Annotated in this window: 21 protein-coding genes and 2 pseudogenes; 4 read left to right on the forward strand and 19 right to left on the reverse strand. The window is 74.4% G+C overall.

All coding sequences use genetic code 11. From position 1 onward, the window contains the following. The 3 genes from ACFQ11_RS30835 to ACFQ11_RS30845 form a co-directional block, all read right to left on the reverse strand. Nucleotides 1-1,451 (reverse strand): lipid II flippase MurJ (locus ACFQ11_RS30835; RefSeq protein ID WP_378305069.1); only part of this gene is annotated, 1,451 nt, incomplete at its 3' end. Further along, nucleotides 1,448-2,770, reverse strand: coding sequence for an O-antigen ligase family protein (locus ACFQ11_RS30840; RefSeq protein ID WP_378305071.1), 1,323 nt, complete (start codon nt 2,768-2,770; stop codon nt 1,448-1,450). The genes ACFQ11_RS30840 and ACFQ11_RS30835, both read right to left, overlap by 4 nt. Next, a complete protein-coding gene (locus tag ACFQ11_RS30845) occupies nt 2,767-4,236 on the reverse strand; it encodes an exopolysaccharide biosynthesis polyprenyl glycosylphosphotransferase (protein ID WP_378305073.1) in 1,470 nt (489 codons plus the stop codon). Before ACFQ11_RS30845 ends, ACFQ11_RS30840 begins: the two co-directional genes overlap by 4 nt. A 358-nt stretch (nt 4,237-4,594) precedes the next feature. Between ACFQ11_RS30845 and ACFQ11_RS30850 the strand changes: the two genes are divergently transcribed. Continuing rightward, nucleotides 4,595-5,821 (forward strand): L,D-transpeptidase, encoded by a 1,227-nt coding sequence (locus tag ACFQ11_RS30850; protein ID WP_378305076.1) that lies wholly within the window; start codon nt 4,595-4,597, stop codon nt 5,819-5,821. Nucleotides 5,822-5,851: 30 nt separating this feature from the next. On the opposite strand, the gene ACFQ11_RS30855 is transcribed toward ACFQ11_RS30850, so the two are convergent. Continuing rightward, complete coding sequence (locus ACFQ11_RS30855; protein ID WP_378305078.1) at nt 5,852-7,102, reverse strand: NAD(P)/FAD-dependent oxidoreductase; 1,251 nt, start codon at nt 7,100-7,102, stop codon at nt 5,852-5,854. A 134-nt stretch (nt 7,103-7,236) separates the two neighbouring features. Here ACFQ11_RS30855 and ACFQ11_RS30860 point away from each other — a divergent pair, with 134 nt between their 5' ends. Further along, nucleotides 7,237-8,757 carry a PucR family transcriptional regulator gene (locus tag ACFQ11_RS30860; RefSeq protein ID WP_378305080.1) on the forward strand — a complete coding sequence of 507 codons (1,521 nt, stop codon included), beginning with the start codon at nt 7,237-7,239 and terminating at the stop codon, nt 8,755-8,757. Here the strand turns inward: ACFQ11_RS30860 and ACFQ11_RS30865 are convergent. Then, nucleotides 8,747-9,295 (reverse strand): SMI1/KNR4 family protein, encoded by a 549-nt coding sequence (locus ACFQ11_RS30865; RefSeq protein WP_378305082.1) that lies wholly within the window; start codon nt 9,293-9,295, stop codon nt 8,747-8,749. The genes ACFQ11_RS30860 and ACFQ11_RS30865 overlap by 11 nt on opposite strands. A gap of 143 nt (nt 9,296-9,438) precedes the next feature. On the opposite strand from ACFQ11_RS30865, the pseudogene ACFQ11_RS30870 reads away from it, so the two are divergent. Continuing rightward, a pseudogene (locus ACFQ11_RS30870) lies at nt 9,439-9,603 on the forward strand (GntR family transcriptional regulator); the annotation flags it as partial. Nucleotides 9,604-9,660: 57 nt separating this feature from the next. Here ACFQ11_RS30870 and ACFQ11_RS30875 read toward each other — a convergent pair. The 14 genes from ACFQ11_RS30875 to ACFQ11_RS30940 all read right to left on the reverse strand — a co-directional run bounded on the left by ACFQ11_RS30875 (nt 9,661) and on the right by ACFQ11_RS30940 (nt 23,520). Beyond that, complete coding sequence (locus ACFQ11_RS30875) at nt 9,661-11,352, reverse strand: GMC oxidoreductase (RefSeq protein ID WP_378305084.1); 1,692 nt, start codon at nt 11,350-11,352, stop codon at nt 9,661-9,663. 96 nt (nt 11,353-11,448) lie between these two features. After that, a complete protein-coding gene (locus ACFQ11_RS30880; RefSeq protein ID WP_378305086.1) occupies nt 11,449-12,627 on the reverse strand; it encodes a helix-turn-helix domain-containing protein in 1,179 nt (392 codons plus the stop codon). Nucleotides 12,628-12,794: 167 nt separating this feature from the next. Next, nucleotides 12,795-13,292, reverse strand: a complete 498-nt coding sequence (locus ACFQ11_RS30885) for a hypothetical protein (RefSeq protein WP_378305088.1) — start codon at nt 13,290-13,292, stop codon at nt 12,795-12,797. Continuing rightward, a complete protein-coding gene (locus ACFQ11_RS30890; RefSeq protein ID WP_378305090.1) occupies nt 13,289-13,798 on the reverse strand; it encodes a hypothetical protein in 510 nt (169 codons plus the stop codon). The genes ACFQ11_RS30885 and ACFQ11_RS30890 overlap by 4 nt, the downstream gene beginning before the upstream one ends. Continuing rightward, nucleotides 13,798-14,292 carry a hypothetical protein gene (locus tag ACFQ11_RS30895; RefSeq protein ID WP_378305092.1) on the reverse strand — a complete coding sequence of 165 codons (495 nt, stop codon included), beginning with the start codon at nt 14,290-14,292 and terminating at the stop codon, nt 13,798-13,800. The genes ACFQ11_RS30890 and ACFQ11_RS30895 overlap by 1 nt, the downstream gene beginning before the upstream one ends. Further along, complete coding sequence (locus ACFQ11_RS30900) at nt 14,289-14,939, reverse strand: hypothetical protein (protein WP_378305094.1); 651 nt, start codon at nt 14,937-14,939, stop codon at nt 14,289-14,291. The genes ACFQ11_RS30895 and ACFQ11_RS30900 overlap by 4 nt, the downstream gene beginning before the upstream one ends. A 187-nt stretch (nt 14,940-15,126) precedes the next feature. Further along, nucleotides 15,127-16,395, reverse strand: a complete 1,269-nt coding sequence (locus tag ACFQ11_RS30905) for an MCE family protein (protein ID WP_378305096.1) — start codon at nt 16,393-16,395, stop codon at nt 15,127-15,129. Beyond that, nucleotides 16,395-17,462 carry an MlaD family protein gene (locus ACFQ11_RS30910; protein WP_378305098.1) on the reverse strand — a complete coding sequence of 356 codons (1,068 nt, stop codon included), beginning with the start codon at nt 17,460-17,462 and terminating at the stop codon, nt 16,395-16,397. The genes ACFQ11_RS30905 and ACFQ11_RS30910 overlap by 1 nt, the downstream gene beginning before the upstream one ends. After that, nucleotides 17,459-18,475 (reverse strand): MCE family protein, encoded by a 1,017-nt coding sequence (locus tag ACFQ11_RS30915; RefSeq protein ID WP_378305100.1) that lies wholly within the window; start codon nt 18,473-18,475, stop codon nt 17,459-17,461. Before ACFQ11_RS30915 ends, ACFQ11_RS30910 begins: the two co-directional genes overlap by 4 nt. Continuing rightward, a complete protein-coding gene (locus tag ACFQ11_RS30920; protein ID WP_378305102.1) occupies nt 18,475-19,548 on the reverse strand; it encodes an MCE family protein in 1,074 nt (357 codons plus the stop codon). Before ACFQ11_RS30920 ends, ACFQ11_RS30915 begins: the two co-directional genes overlap by 1 nt. Beyond that, the gene (locus ACFQ11_RS30925; protein ID WP_378305104.1) at nt 19,545-20,585 is read right to left on the reverse strand and encodes an MCE family protein; all 1,041 of its coding nucleotides are present in this window, start codon (nt 20,583-20,585) and stop codon (nt 19,545-19,547) included. Before ACFQ11_RS30925 ends, ACFQ11_RS30920 begins: the two co-directional genes overlap by 4 nt. Beyond that, nucleotides 20,582-21,898 (reverse strand): MCE family protein, encoded by a 1,317-nt coding sequence (locus ACFQ11_RS30930; RefSeq protein ID WP_378305106.1) that lies wholly within the window; start codon nt 21,896-21,898, stop codon nt 20,582-20,584. The genes ACFQ11_RS30925 and ACFQ11_RS30930 overlap by 4 nt, the downstream gene beginning before the upstream one ends. Beyond that, nucleotides 21,895-22,731 (reverse strand): MlaE family ABC transporter permease, encoded by an 837-nt coding sequence (locus tag ACFQ11_RS30935; RefSeq protein ID WP_378305108.1) that lies wholly within the window; start codon nt 22,729-22,731, stop codon nt 21,895-21,897. Before ACFQ11_RS30935 ends, ACFQ11_RS30930 begins: the two co-directional genes overlap by 4 nt. 3 nt (nt 22,732-22,734) lie before the next feature. Next, complete coding sequence (locus ACFQ11_RS30940) at nt 22,735-23,520, reverse strand: MlaE family ABC transporter permease (protein WP_378305110.1); 786 nt, start codon at nt 23,518-23,520, stop codon at nt 22,735-22,737. A 360-nt stretch (nt 23,521-23,880) separates the two neighbouring features. On the opposite strand from ACFQ11_RS30940, the pseudogene ACFQ11_RS30945 reads away from it, so the two are divergent. Next, nucleotides 23,881-24,063, forward strand: a pseudogene (locus tag ACFQ11_RS30945) (N-acetylmuramoyl-L-alanine amidase); the annotation flags it as partial.

Below are 24,063 nucleotides of genomic sequence, written 5' to 3' on the forward strand. Positions count from 1 at the left end.
GCCGCGCCGGCGCCGACGCCCGCGAGCAGCAGCCGCCCGGTGTCGGCGGCGATGCCGCGCAGCGCCACGGGCGCGACCTTGAGCCGCAGCCCGGCCAGCAGCAGGACGGCGGCGAGCGTGATCCCGGCGGCGTTCGCGGCGGCGAGCGCGATCGTCCCGGCGGTCGCGGCGAACGCCGCGCCGATCGCGGCCGTCACCACCAGCCCGGCGGCCAGCACCCCGGCCGGGCTCCACATCGGGCGGCCGCGCGCGAAGAACGCGCGGGCGGCGAGGCCCACGGCCATCTGCCCCCACAGGCCGAGCGCGTACACCCGCATGATGTCGGCGGTGTCGCGGGTGTCGTCCGCGGTGAACGCGCCGTGCTCGAACAGCACCTCGATGACGGCGGGCGCGAACGCGACGAGGAAGGCGGTCGCGCACATGACCATCGCGCCCGCGGCGGCGAGGTCCTGCCGGATGCGGCGGGCGACGCCGCGCACGTCGCCGTCCGCGGAGGCGCGGGCGAGCCGCGGGAACGTCACCGTGACGATCATCAACGACATGATCATCGGGACCTGCGCGACCTTCTGCGCGTAGTTGAGGTGCGAGATCGAACCGGCCTCCAGGCCCGAGCCGAGGAACCGCTCGACGAACACCTGCGCCTGCCGCGTCACCGTGTACACGACGACGGGCGCGACGGCCGCGAGCCCGAGCCGCAGCTCGTCCGCCGGGAGCCGCTGCGGCGGCGCGTCCCGCAGGCACCGGACGAACGCGGGCGCCTGCACCGCGACCATGAGGACGCTGCCGGCCGCGACGCCGATCGCGGCGCTCGTCACCCCGACGGCCCCCGACAGGCCCGCGATCAGCGCGAGGATGCCCACGTTGTACGCGGCGTAGATCGCGGCGGGCGGCCCGAACCGGTGGTGCGCGCGCAGCGTCGCGCTCATGAAACCGGCGATCCCGAACGTCACGACGGTGACCGCCGTGAGCCGGACGCACAGCACCGCGGGCCCGTGCCCCGGCAGGCCGGGCGCGAGCAGTTCGACGACCGCGGGCGCCGCGAGCGCGAGCGTCACGGTCACGACGGCGAGGACCGCGACCATGCGCGGCAGGGTCCGGCCGACGAACCCCCGCAGCCCGTCGCCGCGGGCCAGCAGCCGGGTCACGACCGGCACCATCAGCAGCGCCATCGCGTCCTCGATGAGCAGCGGCGACACCGTCTCCGGGATCGTCCAGGCGACGAGGAACGCGTCGGTGCCGCGGCTCGCGCCGAACAGGTGCGCCATCACGAGGTCGCGCAGGAACCCGAGGGCGGTCCCGGCGGCCACCAGCGCCCCCGACAGCGCCGCCGCGCGCCCCACGGACCCGCCCGCCCCGGCGGCCCCGGCCGTCCCGGACTTCCCGAACCGGCCGAACCGTCCGGCCGTCCCGGGCCCGGCCGCCCCCCTCGCGGTGCGCGCGGCGGCGGTCATGGCGCCTCTTCGAGCCGGTGGACGAGGAAGCCGTGCCGGTCGACGAGGGCGGGGGCGGGGCGGCGCGGCCCGAAGGCGCGGGCGGCGGCGACGCCGAGCAGGACCGCGGTGAGCACGGTCGTCGGCCCGCCGAGGTCGGAGTACACGAAGTTGATCAGCAGGAAGGTCATGGCGCCCGCGGCGGCGAGCCACAGCGGGTCGCGGGGGCGGCGGCGCAGCCACAGGCCCCGGACGATCGCCGCGAGCATCGCCGCGAACCCCGCGAGGCCCACGACGCCCTGCTCGGCGAGGATCAGCAGGTACTGGTTGTGGGGCGACAGCAGCGGCTGCCGCATGTACCCGTTCACGGGGTCGTGGGTCTCGCTGCCCGACGACAGCTCGATGCCCGCGTAGGTGTCGCGGTACTCGGCGAAGTTCTTCACGCCGACGCCGGTGAAGGGGGCGTCCTGCCACATCCCCTGGGCGGCGGCCCACAGGTGGTAGCGGTCGTTCACCGACCGGTCCGGCTCGGTGACGGACACCACCATGGACCGCGCGCGCGCCGTCACGGCGGACGAGTCGCCGCCCGTGAACACCCCGAACAGGAGCATCAGCGCGGCGCCGCACGCGACCGTGCGCACCGCGAGCCAGCGGTCGAACAGGACGAGCATCAGCACGACCGCGGCGCCGAGCGCCAGCCACGTCCCCCGGCTGAGCGCGAGGACGAGCGCCGCGCCGAGCACGGCGAGCCCGGCGACCGCGGCGGCGACGGTTCCCCGGGTGCGCCGGACGCCCGCGAGCAGGTACGCCGTCAGCAGCACGAACGCGAACGCGGCGACGACCGACATCGCCATGACGTCGATCGCGCCGAACGTGCCGACGGCGCGGATGTTGGCGCCGCCGATCGACGCGCCGTTGCCGGTCGCCGCCTGCCAGATCCCGTACGCCGCCTCCGCGAACCCGAGGCCGAGGACCGCGCCGCAGACGATGCCGAGGTCGCGGCGGTCCTTGCACACCAGGACGACCGCGAGGGGCACCAGCACGAAGATCTGGAGGTCGCGCAGGAACCCGGGGAGGCTCGCCGCGATGTCGGACGAGCAGACGGTGGTGACGCCGAGCGCCGCGATCAGCGGGCCGAACGCCCACAGCGCCGCACGCGGCACGCGCGTCCGTCCGCGCACGACCAGGAGCGCGGCGGTCGCCACGAGCACGACGCTCGCGACGTCCCCCGGGGTGACCTGCACGCCCGGGCCGAACGCGCCGCCGCCCAGCGGGGCGCCGACGCAGGCGACGGTGGCCGCCGCGATCCAGCTCGGGCGCCTCCACCACGCCCCGGTCATCCGGAGTCCCTCCCGAGAACGGCCCGGGCGGTCAGCAGCAGGATCTTGAGGTCGGCGCCGAACGACCAGTGGTCGATGTAGTGGTTGTCCAGGCGCGCGCGCAGCTCGATGGACGTGTCGCCCCGGAAGCCGTGCACCTGTGCCCAGCCGGTCATCCCGACGGGGACGCGGTGCCGCAGCATGTAGCCGGGGCAGGTGCGGGAGAACTGCTCGACGAAATGGGGACGTTCCGGGCGCGGGCCGACGAGGCTCATGTCGCCGCGCACGACGTTCCACAGCTGCGGCAGCTCGTCCAGGGACGTGTTGCGGAGGAACCGGCCGACCGGGCCCATGCGGCGGTCGCCCTGCACGGTCCAGCGGGTGTCGGACTCCTGCTCGTCCGCCGGTTGCAGGGTGCGGAACTTCAGCAGCACGAACTCCTCGCCGCCGAGCCCGATCCGCCGCTGCCGGAACAGCACGCCCGGCCCGCCCTCCATCCGCACCGCGACCGCGCACGCCGCGAACAGCGGCGCCGCCAGGACCAGCAGGACGGACGCGACGACGACGTCCAGCAGCCGCTTCGCGTACCGGCGGCCCGGCTCGCGCAGCCGCCAGTCCACCCGCGCGCACGGCAGCCCGGCGAGGTACTCGCGGCGGCCCGCCTCCACCGGGACGACCGCCGCCGGGGGCTGCACCAGCAGCGTCTCGCAGGCGAGGCCGAACGACAGCCGCAGGACGGCGTCGAGGTGCTCGGGCGCGACGTCCTCGGCGACGACGATCAGCGTGCCGACGCCGTGCTCCTCGACGAGCACCGGCACGTCGGTGATGCCGCCGAGGACGGGCAGCGCCGGCTCGTCCGCGCCGGCCGGCCCGGCCGCGGCCCGCCCGGCCGCGACCTGCCCCACGGGCGCGAGCCCGAACTCGCCGCGCACCCGCAGCAGCTCCACCAGGTGCCCGGACGTGCCGCCGACGCCGACGACCAGGGCGGGTCGGGACCGGGAGCGGCGGCACCGGTAGGTGCGGGCGGCGCCGTTCGCGAGCGCGCGGCACGCGACGGGGACGGCGGCGGCCGGCGCGAGCAGCCACAGCCAGTCGAACGGGCGGGCGCCGAGGAGCACCGCGGCGACCGTCCCCACCAGCAGCACCCGGACCAGCAGCGCCCGCAGGTCGGTCAGCAGCGACGGGCCGCGCCGCACCCGGTACAGCCCGCCGGTCGCGTTCAGCGCGACGATCGCCGCGGCGGCCGCCGCGGGCAGCCCGCCGCCCGGCCGGCCGGGCTGCGCGGCCGCGACCGCGGCCGCCATCGCCCAGCCGTCGGCGACCGCGAGGCACACCGGGTAGAGGGCCGGCAGCAGGCGCGGGCCGGGCGTCCGGCGGCGGACCGGGACGAGCGGCATTCCGGGGGCGAGCGCGGCGCCGCCGCCGGGGGCGGCGAGATCCGCGCGGGCCCCGGAGTCGATGGAGGGACTCAGCCCCTGGGCACTCATCTCGCGCGTCCCTTCATGCCGAAGACTCACCCATGCCTAGGGCCTCGCCGGGCGTCCTGACGGGCCCGGGCGCGCGTCCCCTCCGCCGCTGACGAGGACGTTCGCGCAGGTGGCCACGGTCCAGCTTCGCAGGGCGGATCGGCATGGAACGCCGCCTTTAACAAGGCGCTCCCCACTCTTGAGCAGAAGATCGAGTTCCGCCCCTGACCTGCGTGAATGCCGAAAATTCACCCCTGTTCGCCGATGTTGCCCGGAAACGCCGGGCGGGCTTCGGGAAATACCTGATGACGGCCGAACCCGAGCGGGAGAATCGGCGTCACAGATCATCGGGATCGATCCCCCTGACAAGAGGAGAACGGTGCGAGGCAAGACGGCCTTGGCCATGGCGCTGGTCCTCGGACTGGCGACGGCGTGCGGCGGCGGGGGCGGCGAAGTCACCGCCAAGAAGACCGAGGCAGCACCGCCCAAAGTGACGATCACACCGGCGAACGGCAGCGCGCGCGCCCGTCCGGACCAGGGGGTCGTCGTCACCGCGTCCGGCGGGACGCTCGGCGCGGTCGCCGTCACCCTCAAGGGCGAGCCGGTGCCGGGCGCGCTGTCCGCGGACAAGACCACGTGGCGTTCGTCCTGGACGCTCGCGCCCGGCGGCAGCTACCGCGTGCAGGCCACCGCGACGTCGCCGAAGGGCGAGACCACCACCGCCACCAGCGCCTTCCGCACCACCACCGCCGTCGCCGCCACGAAGATCAACAACGTGGTGCCGAGCGCCGGCGAGACCGTCGGCACCGGCATGCCGATCTTCGTCCAGTTCAACAAGGACGTTCCCGAGCGGGCCAAGCCGCTGATCGAGAAGAGCATCGAGCTGTCGTCCACGAAGCCGACCGTGGGCTCATGGCGCTGGCTCGACAAGGGCCACTCCTTCAACGGCCTCCCCTCGCTGGTGTTCCGCCCGAAGAAGCCGTGGGCGCCCAACCAGGAGGTGTCCCTCACCGTCCACTACGCCGGCCTGAGGATCGGCGACGACGTGTTCGGCGCCAAGGACGTCACCCGCCGCTTCAAGATCGGCGACTCGCACGTCATCGACATCAACGCGAAGACGCACAAGCTCGTCGCGCGCAAGAACGGCAGGGTCGTCCGCACCTGGGGCGTCAGCCTCGGCTCCGGCGGCGACGTGTGGGCCGACGGCGTCGACCACCTGCTCACCACCAGCGGCGTCCACCTCACCATGGACCGCAGCCGCATGGAGCGGATGGTGTCCCCGGGCAAGAAGAAGGGCGACCCCGGCTACTACGACGAGCAGGTCCCGTGGGCGACCCGCATCTCCAACAGCGGCGAGTACATCCACGAGAACACGGCCGACCCGGCCTGCCTCGGCAACCGCAACTGCAGCCACGGCTGCGTCCGGTCGCCCGCCGCCGACGCCAAATGGCTCTACCACTGGTCGTACCGGGGCGACATCGTCAACATCACGGGCACCGCGCGGCGGCTCGACTGGTGGAACGGCTGGGGCTACTGGGAGGTCCCGTTCGAGAAGTGGTCGAACACCACCGACCGCAAGCCCGTGACGACGTCCCCGCTCAAGTGACGTCCCCGCTCCGATCCTGAGCCCGGCGCGTCAGCGGAGGGGGTCGAAAGGGGCCAGTTCGGACGGACGGCGGCCCGTGGTGATCGTCTCGGCGAGGAGGCGGCCGGTGGCGGGGCCGAGGGTGACGCCCCACATGCCGTGGCCGCCGCCGACGAAGACGCGCGGGGAGCGGGTGGCGCCGATGAGCGGAAGGCCGTCGCGGGTGCACGGGCGGGACCCGACCCACTCGTCCCGCCGGTCGTCCAGGTCGGCGCCGCGCAGCAGCGGGCGCGCGGCCTCGACGATCGCGCGGACGCGCCGCGGGTCGAGGGACGCGTCCGGGCGGCGGAACTCCATCATCCCCGCGACGCGCAGCCGGTCGCCCAGCGGCGTGCAGGCCACGCGCTGCGCGGGCAGGTACACCGGGCCGGCCGGGACGTGCTCCACCGGCACGCTGAAGCTGTAGCCGCGGCCCGCCTGGACGAGCGCGCGGACACCGAACCGGCGGGCGAGATCGCCGAGCCACACGCCGTTCGCGAGCACCGCCGCGTCGAACACCTCCACCCGGCCGCCGGCCCGGACGGCGACGCCGCGGGGGCCGTCCTGCATCGCGTCGACGTCCGTCCCGGTGCGGATCTCGCCGCCGCGCGCCCGCACCGCGTCCGCGAGGGCGTGCACGAACCGTCCGGGGTCGACGAACCGCTGGCCGCGCAGCAGGATCGCCGCGCCGATCTCCTCCGACAGCAGCGGCTCCAGCTTGCGGGCCTCGTCGCCGTCCAGGGCCTCGTACTCCAGCGACTGCCCCGCCGCGCGGATGTGCTCGACCTCCTCCAGCAGGACGCGGCGCTCGGCGGCCGTCCGGTACGCGGCGACGAACGTGGCGGCGTCCCGCGTCTCCGCCTCCACCCCGCCCTCGACCAGCGCGTCGAAGCCCGGCAGCGCCAGCCCGTTGATCGGGACCAGCGCCTCCATCGCGCGCCGCCATCGCGCCGCCGTGCTGTTGCGCGCGAACCCCGCGAGGAACCGCAGCAGCCGCGGATCCGCGCTCGGCGGCACGTACACCGGCGACGACGGGCTGAGGACCGCGCGGACCCCGTACCGCAGGACGGCCGGTTCCGGCAGCGGCGTCGCGAGGCCCGGGGTCAGCCAGCCCGCGTTCCCCCACGACGCGCCCGCCGCGACGTCCCGCCGGTCGAACACGGTGACGTCCACGCCGCGTTCCTGCAGGAACCACGCCGTGGACAGGCCGACCATGCCGGCGCCGACGACGGCGACACGGCTCGGGGAGGCGTTGCCGACCATTGCATCTTCCCTCTCTGCGCGGACTCTCGCCTCCGATGCTGGTGCCGCGCCCGCGACCTGGCGTCGTCCGATCAGGCCAACACGAACACGCGGGATTGTGCGGATCGCACAAGGCGATCGGCGACACTGGATGCATGCGTCCCGTCCCCGTCGCCGACCTCGTCGACGCCCTCGGCCCCGGACTGCTCCGCACGGTCGCCGGTGGCCGCGCCGGGCCCGTCGACGACGTCGTCCTCGCCGAACCCGGCGAACCCGCCGGGCAGCCGGGCGACCTCGTCCTCGGCGTCGGCCTGCCGTCCCCCGAAGCCGCCGCCGACCTGCTCGAACGGGCGGACGCCGCGGGCGCCGCGGGCGTCGTCGTGAAGGCCCCGCTCGCCGCCGAGCCCGGCGTCGCCGCCGCCGGGCACCGCCTCGCGCCCGCGCTCGTCGCCCTCCAGCCGGACGCCTCCTGGGCGCATCTCGTCTGGCTCCTGCGCGGCGCCGTCGACCGCGCGGGCGCACCGCTGCCGGGCGACCCGGGCGCGCCCGACGACCTGTTCGCCCTCGCCGACACCGCCGCGGAGATCGCGGGCGCCCCGGTCACCGTCGAGGACGCGCGCTCGCGCGTCCTCGCCTACTCCGGGGCGCAGGACGCCGCCGACCCGGCGCGCGTCTCCACGATCGTGGGCCGCCGCGTCCCGCCGCAGGTCACCGCGCACCTGCGGGCCGGCGGCGTGTTCCGGAAGATGGCCCGGTCGAGCGAGCCGATCGCGGTCCCGGCGGGCCCGGGCGGGATGCTGCCCCGGCTCGTGGTGCCCGTCCGCGCCGGCGGCGAGTGGCTCGGCTCGATCTGGGCGGTGGCCCGCACGCCGATCCCGGACGACCGCGTCCGGCGGCTCACGGAACTGGCGTCCGTCGTCGCCCTGCACCTGCTCCGGCTGCGCGCCGAGTCGGACGTCGCGCGGCGCGTGTCGGCCGACCGGCTGCGGGCCGCGCTCCGCGACGGGACGCCGCCGGACGTCCCCGAGCCCCCGCCGTGGCGCGCCGCCGTCCTCGGGAACCGCGCCGGGACGGACCCGCGCCGCGACCTCGAACTCTGGGACGCGATCGCCCGCCGGTTCGGCTGGCGCCGCCCCCTCCTCACCGACCTCGACGGCGCGCTCGTCGCCGTCCTCACCGCGCGCACCGGGCCCGGCTCGCCGCCGTGGCTGGCCGACGCCCTCGCCCGCGTCGGCGACCCCGGCCTGCACGCCGCGATCGGCGGCCCCGCCGACGCCCCGTCCGACCTGCCCCGCTCCCGCGCCGAGGCCGCCGAACTGGCCGCGCTCGTCACGTCCGGCCGCCTCCCGGCAGCGGGCGCCGTCCGGCTGGAGGACGCGTGGGACACCGTCGTCGTCGAACGCGCCCGGACCGCGATCGGCCCCCTCCCCCCGGACGGCCCCCTCCGCACCCTCCACGACCACGACACGTCCCGCGGCACGTCCTTCCTCCCCACCCTCGCCGCCTGGCTCGACCACTTCGGCGACCCGAAGGGCGCCGCCGCCGACCTCCGCGTCCACCCGAACACACTCCGCTACCGCCTACGCCGGATGGACGAACTCGCCCCCCTCGACCTCACGACCCCGCACAAACGCCTGTCCCTACGCCTCCAACTCACCACCCTCCTCACCCCCTGATGCGGGCGAGCCGCTCCCGCGCGTCCGTCCAGGGCCGCGGCTCCGGCGGCTCGGTGTTCCCGAGGTTCTCCTCCTCGTACCAGGCGTTCCCCGAGAGCCAGCCCTCCAGCCAGCCGTCGAGGGTCTCGGCGTCGAGGAACCAGGCGTCCGCCCAGTCCCCCTGGTAGACGTTGGGCTCGAACAGCAGCACCGTGGACGACGCCGTCGTGCAGTCCACCGCCGCGTACATGCCGCAGCCCCAGTGCAAGATCGGCAGCACGCCGGCGGGCCACCCCGTCCCGCCCGCGTGCGCCCGCTCCTCGCGATAGACGTCCACGGCGGTCGGCCCCTCGCCGACCAGCGGAAAGAGTTGGTAGTCGGGACCGAACCCGCCGTTGGCGACGTCTCGGTAAAGGCGTGCGAGCAGGGGCGGAAGGTGGAACCCGAGGGCGTCCTCCGCGGCGTTCACGTCCGGGTCGCCCACCGGCGGCGGCAGCGTCGGACACTCGGCCCGGGCCCGCGCGGCCACCCGGGCGATCAGGTCGTCGATCTTCGTCACGCCGCGATCGTCGCACCCGCCACCGACGTCCGCGGGAGCGATCGATCGGCGACGTCGAGAAAGCCGAGTGCTTGATAGTTGTGTACGCAGCTTGTCGACCTTGGGTCTGGAATCGACGTCCCCGACCGGCATCCGGAGTCCCCGTGGCCCAGCCCGCATACCTGCGCATCGCCGACGACCTGCGCCGCCAGATCGTCGACGGCACCCTCGCACCGGGCGACCGTGTCCCGTCGCGGCACCGGCTCGCCGAGCGGTACGGGGTCTCCGACCGCGTCGCGGTCGAGGCCGTACGCCTGCTGATCTCCGACGGACCGGTACGAGCTGGCCTACGCCATTCCGGTCGAGTAGATCCGTCCTGGGCGCGGTCAGGGGAGGTGGAGGGCGGCGGGGGCGTTGGCCGGGACGGACGGGGCTTGCGGGGGGACTCGGTCGATGCGGCGGTACGGGTCGCCGGGGGCGGGGCGGGGGTCCTTCTCGCCGCGGTTCGGCCAGAACGACATCGCCCGTTCGGCCTGCGCGGTGATGGTGAGGGACGGGTTGACGCCGAGGTTCGCGGTGACGGCGGAGCCGTCGACGATGTGCAGGCCGGGGTGGCCGTGGACGCGGTGGTAGGGGTCGATGACGCCGGTCTCGGGGGTCTCCCCGATGGTGCAGCCGCCGATGAAGTGCGCGGTCGTCGGGATGTTGAACAGGTCGAACCACGTCCCGCCGGGGGTCGCGTCGAGCTCCTCGGCGAGCATCCGGACGGCCTTGTGCGCGACGGGGATCCACGTGGGGTTCGGCTCGCCCTCGCCCTGCCGCGCGACGAGGCGGCCGCGCTTCTCGCTGACGGTGATGGAGTTGTCGGCGGTCTGCATGACGAGGGCGATGACCGTGCGGTTCGCCCAGTCCTTCAGCGAGAGGCCGCGCAGGATGATCGTCGGGTGCCGTACGGCGAGGCCCGCGAACTTCAGCCAGCGCGGCGCCCGCCCGCCGCCGTCGACGAGGAGCGTCCGGATGAACCCCATCAGGTTGTTGCCGGTGCCGTAGCGGGTCGGTTCGATGTGGGTCTTGTCGTCGGGGTGGAACGACGAGGTGATCGCCAGGCCGGTGCCGTGGTCGACGTGCTTCTTGCGGTGCCAGACGGTCATGCGTTCGACGCCGAGGAGCGCCTCGGAGTTCGTGCGGGTCAGCTCGCCGAGACGCGGGGACAGGTGCGGGAGGCGGCCGGTGTCGCGCATCCGGTGCAGCAGCGTCTGGGTGCCGTGCGTCCCGGCGGCGAGGACGACCTGCTCCGCGGTGAGGGTCCGCCGGCCCCGCAACGCGCCGGTGCGCCGCACCGTCACCCGGTAGCCGCCGGACTCGCCGGGCTCCAGCGCGGTCACCGTCGTGTCCGGGACGACCTGCACGCCCGCCTTCTCCGCGAGGTACAGGTAGTTCTTCGTGAGCATGTTCTTCGCGCCGACACGGCAGCCGATCATGCACGATCCGCACGCCGTGCACGTCGTCCGGCGGGGGCCCGCGCCGCCGAAGAACGGGTCGTCGTGCGCGACGCCGGGCTCGTCGCCGAAGAACACGCCGACCGGCGTCGGGTGGTAGGTGTCGCCGGCGCCCATCCGGTCCGCGACCCGCTTGATCGCCTCGTCCGCGGGGGTGACCAGCGGGTTCGTCACGACGCCGAGCATCCGGCGGGCCTGGTCGTAGTGCGGCCTCAGCTCGTCCTGCCAGTCGGTGATGTGGCCCCACGCCTTGTCGGTGAAGAACGGGCGCGGCGGCTCGTACAGGGTGTTGGCGTAGACGAGCGAGCCGCCGCCGACGCCCGCGCCCGCGAGGACCAGCACGCCCGCCTTCCCCCCGACGCGGTGCATCCGCTGGATGCCGTGCAGGCCGAGGCGCGGCATCCACAGGTACCTGCGCAGCCGCCAGGACGTCTTCGGCAGCGAGTCCTCGTCGAACCGGCGGCCCGCCTCGAGGACCGCGACGCGGTACCCCTTCTCCGCGAGCCGCAGCGCCGCGACGCTGCCGCCGAATCCCGAGCCGACGACGATGACGTCGAAGTCGAACGCCTTGCGGGTCATGCGCACCACCTCGTCACGCGAAAGGGACCCCCGACTATCGGCCCGCGCGCCCCTCGCGCACCACATATCCGGACGCGCGATTCGGCGGCGTCCTTATCAACACGTTGACAATGTCTTCGTGACCAGCCGGGCATTCAAGATCAATTCTATTTCCAGGCACCGCCGCGGATCCCGCAGGTCGTCACCGAAAAGGTGCTGCAGGTGCCGCAGCCGGTACCGGACGGTCTGCGGGTGCACGCGCAGGCGGCGCCCGGCGTCGGCGGCGTTGAAGTTGTGCTCCAGCAGCGCGAGCAGCGTCTCGGCGAGCCGCTCCCGCCGCGCGGGCGGCACCGCGCGCAGCGGCGCGAGCCGGGTCGCGGCGGCGTCGTCGATCAGCTCCCCGGCGCGGGAGATCACCAGGGCGGGGACGTGGTCGGCGCTGCGGATCGGGCGGGTGTCGGGGATCACGCCGCGGCCCGCGAGGGCGAGGGTCTCGCGGGCCCAGCGCAGCGACCGGGCCGCGCCCGCGAGCGGCACCGCCGGCCCGATCGCGACGACCCAGTCGCGGACCAGCTCGGCGGGCAGGACGGGACGGGCGCCGCCCGGGGCGTCGGGGAACAGCAGCACCGGTTCGGGGGCGGCGAAGTCGGCGAGCGCCCCGGCGGGCGCGGACGGCGGGAGGACGCCGTCCCGGCGGGGACGGGCGACCGCCGCGGCGACCGTGCGGGGCGGCGGCCAGCGCGCCTCCCGGGCGAGCGCCGCGACCTGGTCGCGGTCGGCGGGCGGCTCGGCGAGCAGCAGGTGCAGCAGCCGGGCGCGGCGCCGGACGTCCAGGTCCCGCGCGGGCCGCGCGGCGCGCTCCTCCCGGTACCCCACCGCGATCACCTCCGCGACCGCGTCCATGTAGGCGAACTGGGCGTCCACGACGAGCCCCAGCTCGGCCCGGTCGAGACCGCCCGGATCGGCCGCGAGGGTGCGCCACACGGCGAGCGCCGACCGGCGCAGCGACTGCTGGATCTCGTCGGGGTCCCGGCCGTCGCGCGCCAGCGCCCGCCCGACCCGCAGGTAGAACGCCCGCACCCGGTCCCAGCCGGCGTGCGGGTCGTCCACCAGGTCGCAGAAGTGCCGCAGCCCCGCCGCGACCCCCGACCGCACCCGCCGGGCCTCGTCGTCCATCGGCACGGCGCCGTTCCCGACCAGCTCGCGGATCAGCTCGTCGGCCGCCCGATCCACCCGCGCCCGCAGCCGCTCCGCCACCCGTCCCGGGACCTTCTCGAACGCCGCGACGTCTGCCATTCGCCATTCCCCCCTCAGCACCGAATGATCCAAGGATCCTCGATCGCTCCCCCGTTCCGGTTGTCGCCGGAATAAATCGTTCAGGGAGCTTTTCCGGGGGTGGGTGACAAAATCATGAGCGAACCGCCGAATGGCGGCCGATTTTCCCTGGCGGACGCACGAAAAGGTCAGCCGAAGGTGTCGAGACCCGCGATGCGCCAGCGGCCGTCGCGGCGGACGGCGTCCACGGCCAGCATCGCGGGAGCGTGCGAGCTCCGGCCGTCCGACGTGCGGGTCGTCCGCTGGTCGGCGAACACGAGCAGGCGCGCCCGGCCGTCCCGCAGCGACACCACGGCGCTGTCGGTGACCCGCGTGCTGAGCACGGCGCCGCGTTTCGGCGCCTCCTCCCGCACCTTTCCGAAAACGCTCTCGTACTGCCCGGGCGCGTCGCCCGTGAGGAACTCCGCCGCCGCCTTCCGGGTGCGTTCCGGGGCGGCGTGATCGTAGGAGAAGAGCCGCCCGACCATCTCGGCGACCGCGCCCTTCACCTCGCTCGTCGCGGCACCGTCCGTCAGCGCGGTGTTCCGCACGGCGGGGTCGTCCCGCAGCGCCGCGGCCTCCTGCCGCGCCCACACTCCCGACGCGGCCAGCAGCACGGCGACGACCCCCAGCGCGACCGTCCTCACAGCGCCTCCCCCGACGCCCGGCCCAGCCCGCTGATCTTCCAGCCGCCGTCCGTCCGGTCGAGGCGCGCGACCAGGCGGTCCTGCTTGACCACCGGGTCGCCCTCGGGCGGCGTCACGGTGATCTCCACCGCCACCAGGACGCGCGCCCGCCCCGACCGGACGTCCAGCTCGGCCACCGCCGCCTCCAGGACCTTCCCCGCGGTGACCGTCCGCGCCTCCCGCACCCGCTTCTCGAACTCCGGCCGGCCCTGCGCGATCTCCCGGTGCAGCTCGCCGGTGGTCGACTCCCGCCACGTCCGCAGGTCGGGCTCCAGCGTCCGGTAGTCGAGCGTGTTCAGGTTCTGCACCGCCTGCTCCCCCGCCCGCAGCACCTCCGCGCGGACGCGCGAGTACGCGGCCCCGTCATCGTGCGCCGCCGCGTACCAGGACCAGCCGCCCCAGAGCGCGAACAGCGCCGCGAGCGCGACCAGCGCCGCCGCCGTCCGCCGCACGAGATCCTCGTCCATCAGACCGCCCGCAGTTCGTGGATCGTCCACCGGCCCTCCGCCCGCCGCGCCGTCACGACGAGCTGCGCCGCCGCCGGGGTGCCGACCGGCTTCCCCGCGCGCGTCGCCGTCTGGTCCAGGAACACCAGCAGCCGCGCGTCCCCCTCGGACAGCGACACCACTCCCGCCCGCACCACGCGGGTCACGAGCGTCACCCGCTGCCCCGGCGCCTGCCGCTCGACCTGGTCGAACAGCATGCGGTACTGCCGCAGCGCCGGGCCCCGCAGCACCTCCGCGGCGGCCCGTTCCGTCGCGGCGACGTCCCCCGCCTCGTAGCTGAACACCGTGGCCAGCCCCCGCGACACCGCGCCCGTCGCCTCGGCCGCCGCCGCGTCGTCGAACACGGCCCGCTCGTCGCCGCGCACCGCGTCCGCGACCGGGTGCAGCGCCAGCGCGGCCACCACCAGCACGGCCGCGACGGCGAACGGCCGGTACAGCCGGAGCACCCGCCTCATCGGGCACCCACCGGGACGGACGCGAGCGCTTCGAGCTTCCATCCCTGCGGCGTCCGCGCCAGCTCGGCCGCGAACCGCTTCCGCTGCATCGTCGGCTCCCCGCCCCGCAGCGTCAGCCGCACCCGCACCGCCGCGATCACCTCCGCCTTTCCGGCGGCCTCGTCCAGCGACGTCACCGCCACGCCCGTCACGGTCGCGTCCGCGTCCGTCCCCGACGCGCCGATCTTCCGCCGGTTCGCCGCCTCGTCCCGCCGGAGCTGCGCGTGCAGCGGCCCCGTCGTCGCGTCGAGCCACCCGCGCAACCCGGCGTCCACCCGCGTCCCGTCCATCGAGTTCAGCACCGCGATGTGCCGCTCGGCCGCCCGCAGCACCGCCGCCCGCCCGTCCGGCGGTCCGCTCGCCGCCGGATCGTCCCGCCACACCGTCCACCCCGACCACCCGAGGAACACGGCCGCGGCGAGCACGACGCTCCATCCCACGAGCCCCCATCCGGCCAGCAACGTCCGCGCCCGCCCCCGCTCGCCGCGCCCGCGCGCCGCCCGTGCCGGCGTCCGCCGTTGCGGGTCCTCGGCCCGCGACGCTCCACGCCGAGTGTTCTCCACCGCCTCGTCGTCCGCACGCACGACCGCCTCACGCTTCACGCCCACGCGGCACCCCCATGGCCGCCCGCGGGCCGGGCGCCGACCGCCCGGCCCGCGGGCACGCCGCACGCCGCCGCCCCCAAGCCCGCGGCTCTCACGCACCCGGCCCTCACGCATGGCACACGCGGCGGACGGGCGGCGCCCATGGGCGGCCGGGCCGCGAACACCCGGCCGGCGGGGGTGCGGCGGGGGGTCATGGCCGGGCCTTCGGGAGGCCGAGCAGGGCGCGGAGGTCCTCGGGGGCGTTCGGCTCGCTCGGCCCGGCGGGCAGGGCGGGGAGGGCGAGGGCTCCGGGGAGGGCCGGGTCCGGGGCGGCGCCCAGGACGGAACCGGCGCGTGCGGGCTCGGGGACGGGCGGGCGGGGGACGTTCGCGGAGCCGCGGACGTTCACGCCGCTCGACGGGGGCGCGGTGCAGGCGGCCGAGGTGTTCAGCGGGGCCCCCGGGGACGTGTCGAGCCCGTTGCGGTAGCGGGTGCCCTCGTATCCGGACGTGCACTGCGGGGGGTCGAAGAAGGTGGTGACCATTCCGAAGTTGAGCCGGCCGTCGTCCACGGCCGACATTCCGGCGGCGACCGCGGCCGGCAGTTCCGACATGAGCTGTTCGAGCCCGGCGGTGCGGTGCGCGAGGAGTTCGGACGTCGTCAGCAGGTTGGCGACGAGCACGCTCATCGAGGGGTCCAGGTCGCGGACGAGGGCGCGGAGTTCGCCGGCCGCGTCGGGCGCGGTGGTGACGAGTTCGCGGAACGCGGGGTCGGAGTCGCGGAGCCGTGCGGCGAGCAGGCGCGCGTCGCGGCCGAAGGACCGTAGCGCGGCGGCTTCCTCGTTCTGGGTGCGCAGGACGGTCTCGGCGTCGTCGATGAGCGTGCGGGTGGGGGCGGCGTTGGCGTTCGCCGCGTCGGTGAAGGCGCGGGTCTCGTCGAGGAGCGCCTGCAGGTTCGGGCCCTGCCCGGCGAGCGCGACGCCGAGTTCGTCGACGACGGTGCGCAGCGCACCGGTCGGGACGGACTCGGCGAGCGCGTTGACGCTGGTCAGCAGGTCGGTGACGGGCGGGGGCACGGCGGTCGCGGCGCGCGGGATGACGGCCCCGGCCGCCAGGTACGGGCCGGCCGCGGTGGACGGGCGCAGGTCGATGTACTGTTCGCCGATCGCGGAGCGGTTGGCGACGACGGCGGTCGTCTCCACGGGGATGCGGGGCGCGTCGTCGTCGATGCGGAGTTCGGCGACGACGCCGTCGGCCGTGAGCCGCAGTTCGCCGACGCGTCCGACGGACGAGCCGCGGTAGGTGACGTCGGCGTTCTCGGCGAGGCCGCCGGCTTCGGCGAGTTCGGCCTCGATGACGTAGTGGTCGGCGAGCCCGATGTGCTTGCCCAGGTCCGCGTAGTCGAGGCCGACGTGGGCCACCGCGTAGAGGCCGACGACGAGGAAGACGAGGTTCTTGATCCTGGTGCCGAGGGTGAGCATCAGTCCCCCTGGACGGCGGGCAGCGGGGCGATCGGCGGGACGATCGTGGTGCCGGGCCGCGCGGTGACGGTGAGGTACACGTTCAGGTAGTCGCCCTTGATCGCGGGGAGGACGGCGTCGGTGAACGGGTAGGTCAGCAGGACCTCCAGGGCGTTCGGCAGGTCGGTGCCGGCGTCGGAGAGCTTGCGGAGGGTGGGTTCGAGGGCCTCCAGGTCGGCGATGAGGTCCTCTTTGCTCCGGTTCACGGTCGTGACGGCGACCTCTGACAGTTCGTCCAGTGACGTGAGCATCTGGACGAGCGCGCCGCGCTGCTCCTCGAGGACCCGCAGGCCCGGTTCGATGTCGGTGAGGGCGGTGTCGATCTGCTCGTTGCGGTCGCGGAGGGTGCCGGAGAGGCGGTCGAGGCCGTCGAGGGCGTCGAGGATCCCCTGGCGGTTGGCGTCGAGGGCGCCGACGAGCCGTTCGGCCTGGTGCAGGAGCGACCGGATCTCGGGTTCGTTGCCGTCGAGCGCCCGGTTCAGCTCGGTGGTGATCGTCCGGATCTGGGCGATCCCGCCGCCGTTGAGCAGCATCGACAGGGCGCCGAACACCTCCTCGACCTCCGGGTTGCGGCCGGTGCGCGACAGCGGGATCACCGCGCCGTCCGCCAGCGGGGCCGCGCCCGGCCCGCCGGCGGCCGCGTTCGGGGCCGCGCCCTGCGCGCCGGCGGCCGCGTTCGGGGGCGCGCTCAGCTCGACGAACTTCTCGCCGAGGAGGCTGGACTGCCGGACGTTCGCGCGGGCGTCCGCCGGGAGCCGGACGTCCCCGTTGACCTGCATGGTGACGACGGCGGTCCAGCCGTCGTCGGGCAGCGCGACCTCGGTGACGCGGCCGACCGCGACGTCGTTGACCTTGACGGCCGACTGGGGGACGAGGTTGAGGACGTTCGCGAACCGGGCCCGCACGGTGTACGGGTGGTCGCCGAGGTCGGCGCCGCCGGGCAGCGGGAGGTCCTGCAGGCCGGTGAAGCCGCAGCCGGACGCGAGCGTCGTGGCGGCGACGGCGAGGGCGAGTGCCCGGCGGGTCATGGGGTGCCCCCTTCCGGCGGGGCCTGCACGGGGCGTCCCGTGACGGGCAGCGGGGTGAGTTCGGTGAGGTTCTGCCGGCCCATCAGCGACTTCGTGGCCGGGTCGTAGGCGTTGAGGACGTTCACGACGTTGATCGACTGGACGTCGAGGGCCTCCGCGAGCGAGCGGCGCTGCTTCACGAGGGTCTGGGTGATGTCGGCGAGCTTCGTCACGTTGTCCCGCACCTGTTCGCGGTTGTCGCGGATGAACGTCTCGACGTCGGCGAGGGCTCGGGTGAGCAGCCGGATCGCCGCGTCCAGTTCGTGCCGGTCGGCGGCGAGGAACCCGCTGACGTCGGCGAGCTGCCGTTCGGCGAGGCGCACCTGCCCGTCGTTCTTCTCGAGCATGGACGTGAAGGTCTGCAGGGACCGGATCGTCGTGAACAGGTCGTGCTGCGAGCCGGCGAGCGTCTTCGCGGCCTGCGCCATGCGTTCGGTGGTGGTGCGGATGTCGCGGCCGTTGCCGTCGAGGTTCTCCGCGCCGGTCTCGAGCGCCCGGGAGAGCGCGCCGTCGGCGTTGGCGCCGTCCGGTCCGAGGTCGTCGGCGAGCCGCTCGATCGCGGCGTAGACCTGGTCGAGTTCCATCGGGGTGGCGGTGTCGCGCACGTCGATGACGGCGCCGGACCGCATCACGGGGCCGGTCGTGTACGCGGGGGTGAGCTGGACGTACCGGTCGGCGACGACGCTCGGCGCGACGGCGACGGCCTTCGCCCCGGACGGGACGCGCACCCCGTGGTCGACGGTGAGGACGGCCCGGACGTGCGGCCCGTCGGGCGTGACGGAGTCGACGGCGCCGACGCGGACGCCGAGGACGCGCACGTCCGAACCGGCGGAGATGCCGACGGCGCTGCGGAAGTGCACGGTGATGCGGGTGCCGTCGGGGCCCTGGGCGCGGACGACCGCGAGCGCGGCGGCCAGGACGAGTGCGGCGCCCAGGGCGACGAGCACGGCGGGCCCGCGCAGCTTGCGCAGCATCAGCCACCGCCCTTCCGGGGCGGCATGCACCCCTCGTCGGGGGCTTCGCGGCCCTCCGGCAGGTATTCGGGCGGGACGAGCCCGCAGAGGTAGCCGTCCATCCAGCGTCCGCTTCCCAGGGAGTTGCCCAGGAGGCGGGTGTACGGGCCTGCGGTTTTCAGCGCGCGGTCCAGGTTGGCCTGGTTGTCCTGGAGCAGTTCGGTGACCTGCCCGAGCGCGCGCAGGGTGGGGTCGAGCTGCTTTTGGTTGTCCTGGACGAGTCCGGAGATCTGCCGGGAGAGTTCCTGGGTGCCGACGAGGAGGTTGTGGATCGCCTCCCGGCGGCGGCGGATCTCGGCCAGGAGGAGATTGCCGTCGCGCAGTAGCGCTTCGACGTTCCCGCTCTGTTCGGCCATCGTCCCGGTCACCTGGCGGGTGTTCGCGAGGAGGCGGGACAGTTCGGCGTCCCGCGACGCGATCGTCTTCGACAGGGCGGACAGGCCGCTGAGGGCCTCGCGGACCTCGGGCGCGGTGTCGTCGAACGTCCCGGACAGGACGTCGAGGCTCTGCGCGAGCCGCGCGCTGTCGAGGCGTCCGACCGTCCCCGCGAGGTCCTCGAACGCTTCGGTGACGTCGTAGGGGGACGTCGTCCGGTCGAGCGGGATGCGGTCACCCGGGTTCTGTGCGCGCGCGCCGAGCGGGTCTACTGCGAGGTACTTGTCGCCGAGCAGCGTCTTGATGGCGATCGCGACGGTGCTGGCGTCCCCGATCCAGGTGTCGCGGACGCGGAACGACACCGCGACCTTCGCGCCGTCCAGCCGGACGCCCGTGACCTCGCCGACCTTCACGCCCGCGACGCGCACCTCGTTGCCGGGCCGCAGCCCGGCCGCCTCACCGAAGTCGGCGGTGTAGCGGGTGCCGCCGCCGATGACCGGCAGGTTCTTGGCGTTGTAGGCGAGCAGCGCCGCGACGGTCAGCAGGGTGATCGACACGACGGCGACCAGGATCGGGTTCCGCTCCCGCACCGGCTTCAGCCGCGGCCGTCCCTTCGCCCGCGCGGGCGCGGGACGGCGGCTCCTCGTTCGCGGGCTCATGCGCCGCACCTCGCGTCCTTCAGCGGGACCCCGGTGGGCGGCGGATGCTCCTCGCCCGGGTACTGCCGGTAGGTGACGCCCGTGACGGTCGCCTCGCACATGTAGAGGTTCAGCCACGAGCCGTAGGAGGCGACGCGTCCGATGGCCTCCATCTTCACCGGGAGGGTCTCCAGGAACCGGTCGACGGTGTCCGACTCGTCCGCGAGGTTCTTCGAGAGGCGGCCGAGCTGCTCGATGTCGCGCTTGAGCGGCGCGCGGGTGTCCCGCAGCAGGCCCGCGGTGGTGCCGGCGAGGTCGTCCAGGGCGCTGATCGCCTCCCCGATCGCGGTCCGGTCGGACGACAGCCCGGACACCAGGCGGCGCAGCGTCGAGACGAGCGTGCCGAGTTCGTCGTCGCGCGCGTTCACGGTGTCGAGGACCGCGTTCAGGTTGTCGATGACCTGCCCGATGACCTGGTCCTTCGCGGCGATCCCGCCGGTCAGCGACCCGATCGTGGACAGCAGGCCCTCGACGGTGCCGCCCTCACCCTGCAACACCTGGACGAGCGAACCGGCGAGCTTGTTGACCTCGCCGGGCGACAGCGCCTGGAACAGCGGCTGGAAGCCGTTGAAAAGCTGCGTCAGGTTCAGCGCGGGCGTCGTCCGCTCGACCGGGATCGTCGCGCCCGGCCGCAGCGTGCCGGCCGCGCCGGTGCCGCGGTCGAGGGCGATGTACCGCTGCCCGATCAGGTTCAGGTACTTGATCGTCGCGGTGGCGGTCGCGGGGATGTCGCGGCCCCGCTCGACCGCGAACGTGACCTCGGCGGTGCGCCGGTCGACGACGTCGATGTCCTCGACGCGACCCACCTCGACGCCCGCGATCCGCACGCCGTCGCCGTCCCGCAGCCCGGACGCGTCGGTGAACCGGGCCTTGTACGCGACGGTGTCGCGGGCGCCGAACCGGCCGATGCTGAGCGCCAGCAGCCCGGTGGCGAGGACGGTCACGACGACGAACGCGAGCGACTTCGCGAGCGGCCCGGCGAGGCTTCTCCGCTTCACTTCAGCGTCACCTCCGCGCCCCGGTAGAGGGGGCCCACGAGCACGCTGCTCCAGCCGGGCAGCGCCTCCGGGACCTCCTGGACGGACGGCGCCACCAGCTCGTTCACCATCCGGTTCTCCTGCGGCGAGTTCGGCAGGCCGAGCGCGCCGGGCGCGACCGCGACGGGCGTGGCGGCGTCCGGCGGCGCGGCGGCGACGGACTCCGCGCCGCCGCCCGTCCCGTACGGGACGGGGTAGCAGTGCGGCCCGTCGGCCTCGGTGTGGCGGGGACGGTCGCGCCCGGGCGCGTACTTCCCCTTGGACGGGACGGTCGTGACGTTCACGTGCAGTCCGGGACGTTCGGTGCCCGCGCCGAGGACCTCGTCCATGACGGGCACGAAGTCGGTGAGCATCCCGAGGGTGCAGGGGAACGCGGGCGAGTACTCGCGCAGCAGTTCGAGGGTCGGGCGGCCCTCGGCGGTCAGCCGGATGAAGTTCTCGCTGTTCTCGTGCAGGAAGTCGGAGAGGTTCCGGGACGCGTCGGTGAGGGACGCGTACAGCCGTCCGAGGTCGTCGCGCTGGGCGGCGATGCTGCGGCTGGTGTACGAGAAGTCGTTGAGCGCCTGCAGGATGTCGGGCGCCGCCTGCTCGTAGTGGTGCGTGACCTTCACGAGTTCCCGGATGCCCCGGTTCAGGGCGGGGACGGACGGGTTGATCTCCTTCAGGTACGCGTCGAGTTCGACGAGCGTCTCGCCGAGTTCGGCGCCGCGCCCGTCCAGGGCCTGCGAGACGGCGGTGAGCGTCGCGGCGAGCTTCGCGGGCTGGACGGCGGTGAGCAGCGGGTACAGGTTGTCGAGGACGCGCTGCAGCTCGATGGCGTTCGCCGACCGGTCCTGGCTGATCACGCTGCCGCCGTCGAGGCGGGCCGCGACGGGCCGCGCCGGCGGGATCAGCGCCACGTACCGCTGCCCGAACAGGGTCGTGGGGAGGAGCTGCGCGGTGACGTTCGCGGGCAGCATCGGCACCCGGTCCGGGTCGATCGCGAGCCGCAGCGTCGCGACCCGCCCGTCCGAGTCGATGTCGCGGACCTCGCCGACGACGACGCCGCGCAGCTTCACGTCCGCGTGCGGGTGCATCTCGCTGCCCGCGCTCGCCGTCTTCAGCGTCACCCACTCGACCTCGGTGAACCGCTTCTGGTAGGCGGCGATCGACACCCAGATCAGCAGGGCCGGGACGAGCAGGAACGCCACGCCCGCGAGCCGCCTGCCGAGGACGGGCGGGGCGGTGCGGCGGCGCCGCCCGGACGCCCCGCGCACGTTCGTCCGGGCGCTCATCCCGCCACCTTCACCGTCGTGCTCGTCCCCCACACCGCGAGGCTGAAGAAGAAGTCGCTGACGCTGATGAGGACGATCGAGGTGCGAACCGCGCGGCCGACGGCTCGGCCCACCCCAGCGGGGCCGCCGGCCGCGCGGTAGCCGTAGTAGCAGTGCGAGAGGATCACCAGCACGCTGAACACCAGCACCTTGAAGAACGAGAGCACGACGTCCACGGGCGACAGGAACAGCCCGAAGTAGTGGTCGTACGTCCCGGCGGACTGCCCGTTGACGTGCACCGTCACCGCCCGGGACGCCAGGTACGCGCACAGCAGCCCGACCGCGTACAGCGGGACGATCGCGACGGCGCCCGCGATGATGCGGGTCGTCACCAGGTACGGCAGGCTCGGGATGCCCATGACCTCGAGCGCGTCGACCTCGTCGCCGATCCGCATCGCGCCGAGCTGCGCGGTGAACCCGGCCCCGACGGTCGCCGACAGCGCCAGGCCCGACACGACCGGCGCGATCTCCCGGGTGTTGATGTACGCGGACGCGAACCCGGTGAACGCGGACGTCCCGATCTGCTGCAGCGCCGAGTAGCCCTGCATGCCGACGACGACGCCGGTCGCGAGGGTCATCGCGACCATCACGCCGATCGTCCCGCCGATCACGCCGAGGCCGCCGCTGCCGAACGCGACCTCCGCGAGCAGCCGCTGCACCTCGCGCCAGTACCGGCGGACGGCGCGCGGCGCCCACAGCAGGGCCCGCACGTAGAACAGGCCCTGGTCGCCGGGGGCGTCCAGCCACGCGAACCAGCGGGACGGGCCCGCGCGGAGCGTGCCGAGCACGGCCATCGCTCACCCTCCCTTCGGCGGGACGACCTGCAGGTAGATCCCGGTGATCACGAGGTTGAGCAGGAACAGCAGCAGGAACGTGATGACGACCGACTGGTTGACGACGTCGCCGACGCCCTTCGGCCCGCCCTTGGGGTTCAGCCCCCGGTACGACGCGACGACGCCGGCGACGAACCCGAACAGGACCGCCTTCGCCTCCCCGACGTAGATGTCGGGGAGCTGCGCGAGGGCCGAGAAGCTCGCGACGTACGCGCCGGGCGTGCCGCCCTGCATGAGCACGTTGAAGAAGTAGCCGCCCGCGACCCCGACGACCGAGACCAGGCCGTTCAGCAGGAACGCGACGGCGACGCAGGCGAGGACGCGCGGGACGACGAGGCGCTGCACCGGCGAGACGCCGAGCACCTCCATCGCGTCCAGCTCCTCGCGGATCGTGCGGGCGCCGATGTCGGCGCAGATCGTGGAGCCCGCCACCCCGGCCACCAGCAGCGCCACGATCATCGGGCTGGCCTGCTGGATCACCACCAGGACGCTGGCCGCGCCGGTGAACGACTGCGCGCCGAACTGCTGCGTGAGCGACCCGACCTGCAGGGACGTGACGGCGCCGAACGGGATCGAGACGAGCGCCGTCGGCAGGATCGTCACGCTCGCGATGAACCAGAACTGCTCGACGAACTCGCGGAACTGGAACGGGCGGCGGAACGCCATGCCGAGCACGGTCGCGCCGAGCGCGAACATCCGGCCGGCCTCGCGCAGCGCGTTCAGCGGGTATTCGATGACGGGCGTCGGCATGCTCCCGGCCTCCTTTCGCGCTTTTTGTCGTGCGCCGCTTCGGACGGCTCAAGCTACTTCGCGAAGAATTGTGCGGACAAGGCGTCGAACTGCATGAAATCGCGATTATCGGTATTTCTAGCGGCCGTTGACATCTTCGGGCGGCGGCGGGCCGTGTTTTTTCATCGGCGGGAGAGCATTTTCCGGGGGCCGCGGCGGCGGCGGTCGTCCGTTGTCACGCGCATGACAAGGCGCACTGCCCGATCCTGCGCGGCGTGACAAAGCCGCTCCCCGCCGCGGGGCGCATAATGTCCGGATTGCATCCAGCCGCCGGCCGGCACGCACACCGACCGGTTCCCACCCTGCCGAGAGGAACCACCCGTGAACCGACGTCATCTCGCGGCCCTGCTGCTGGTCCCCGCGCTCAGCCTCACGGCGTGCGGCGGGGAGGACGATCCCGGCGGCGGCTCGTCCGCGCGGAGCCCCGCCGCCGGGGCGCCCTCCGGGCCGGACGCCGGGCAGCAGCCCGGGACCGGCGGCGAAGGCGGCGGCCAGGGCGGGGGC

Source organism: Actinomadura sediminis (genome assembly GCF_042675525.1).
GTDB classification, from domain to species: domain Bacteria; phylum Actinomycetota; class Actinomycetes; order Streptosporangiales; family Streptosporangiaceae; genus Spirillospora; species Spirillospora sediminis.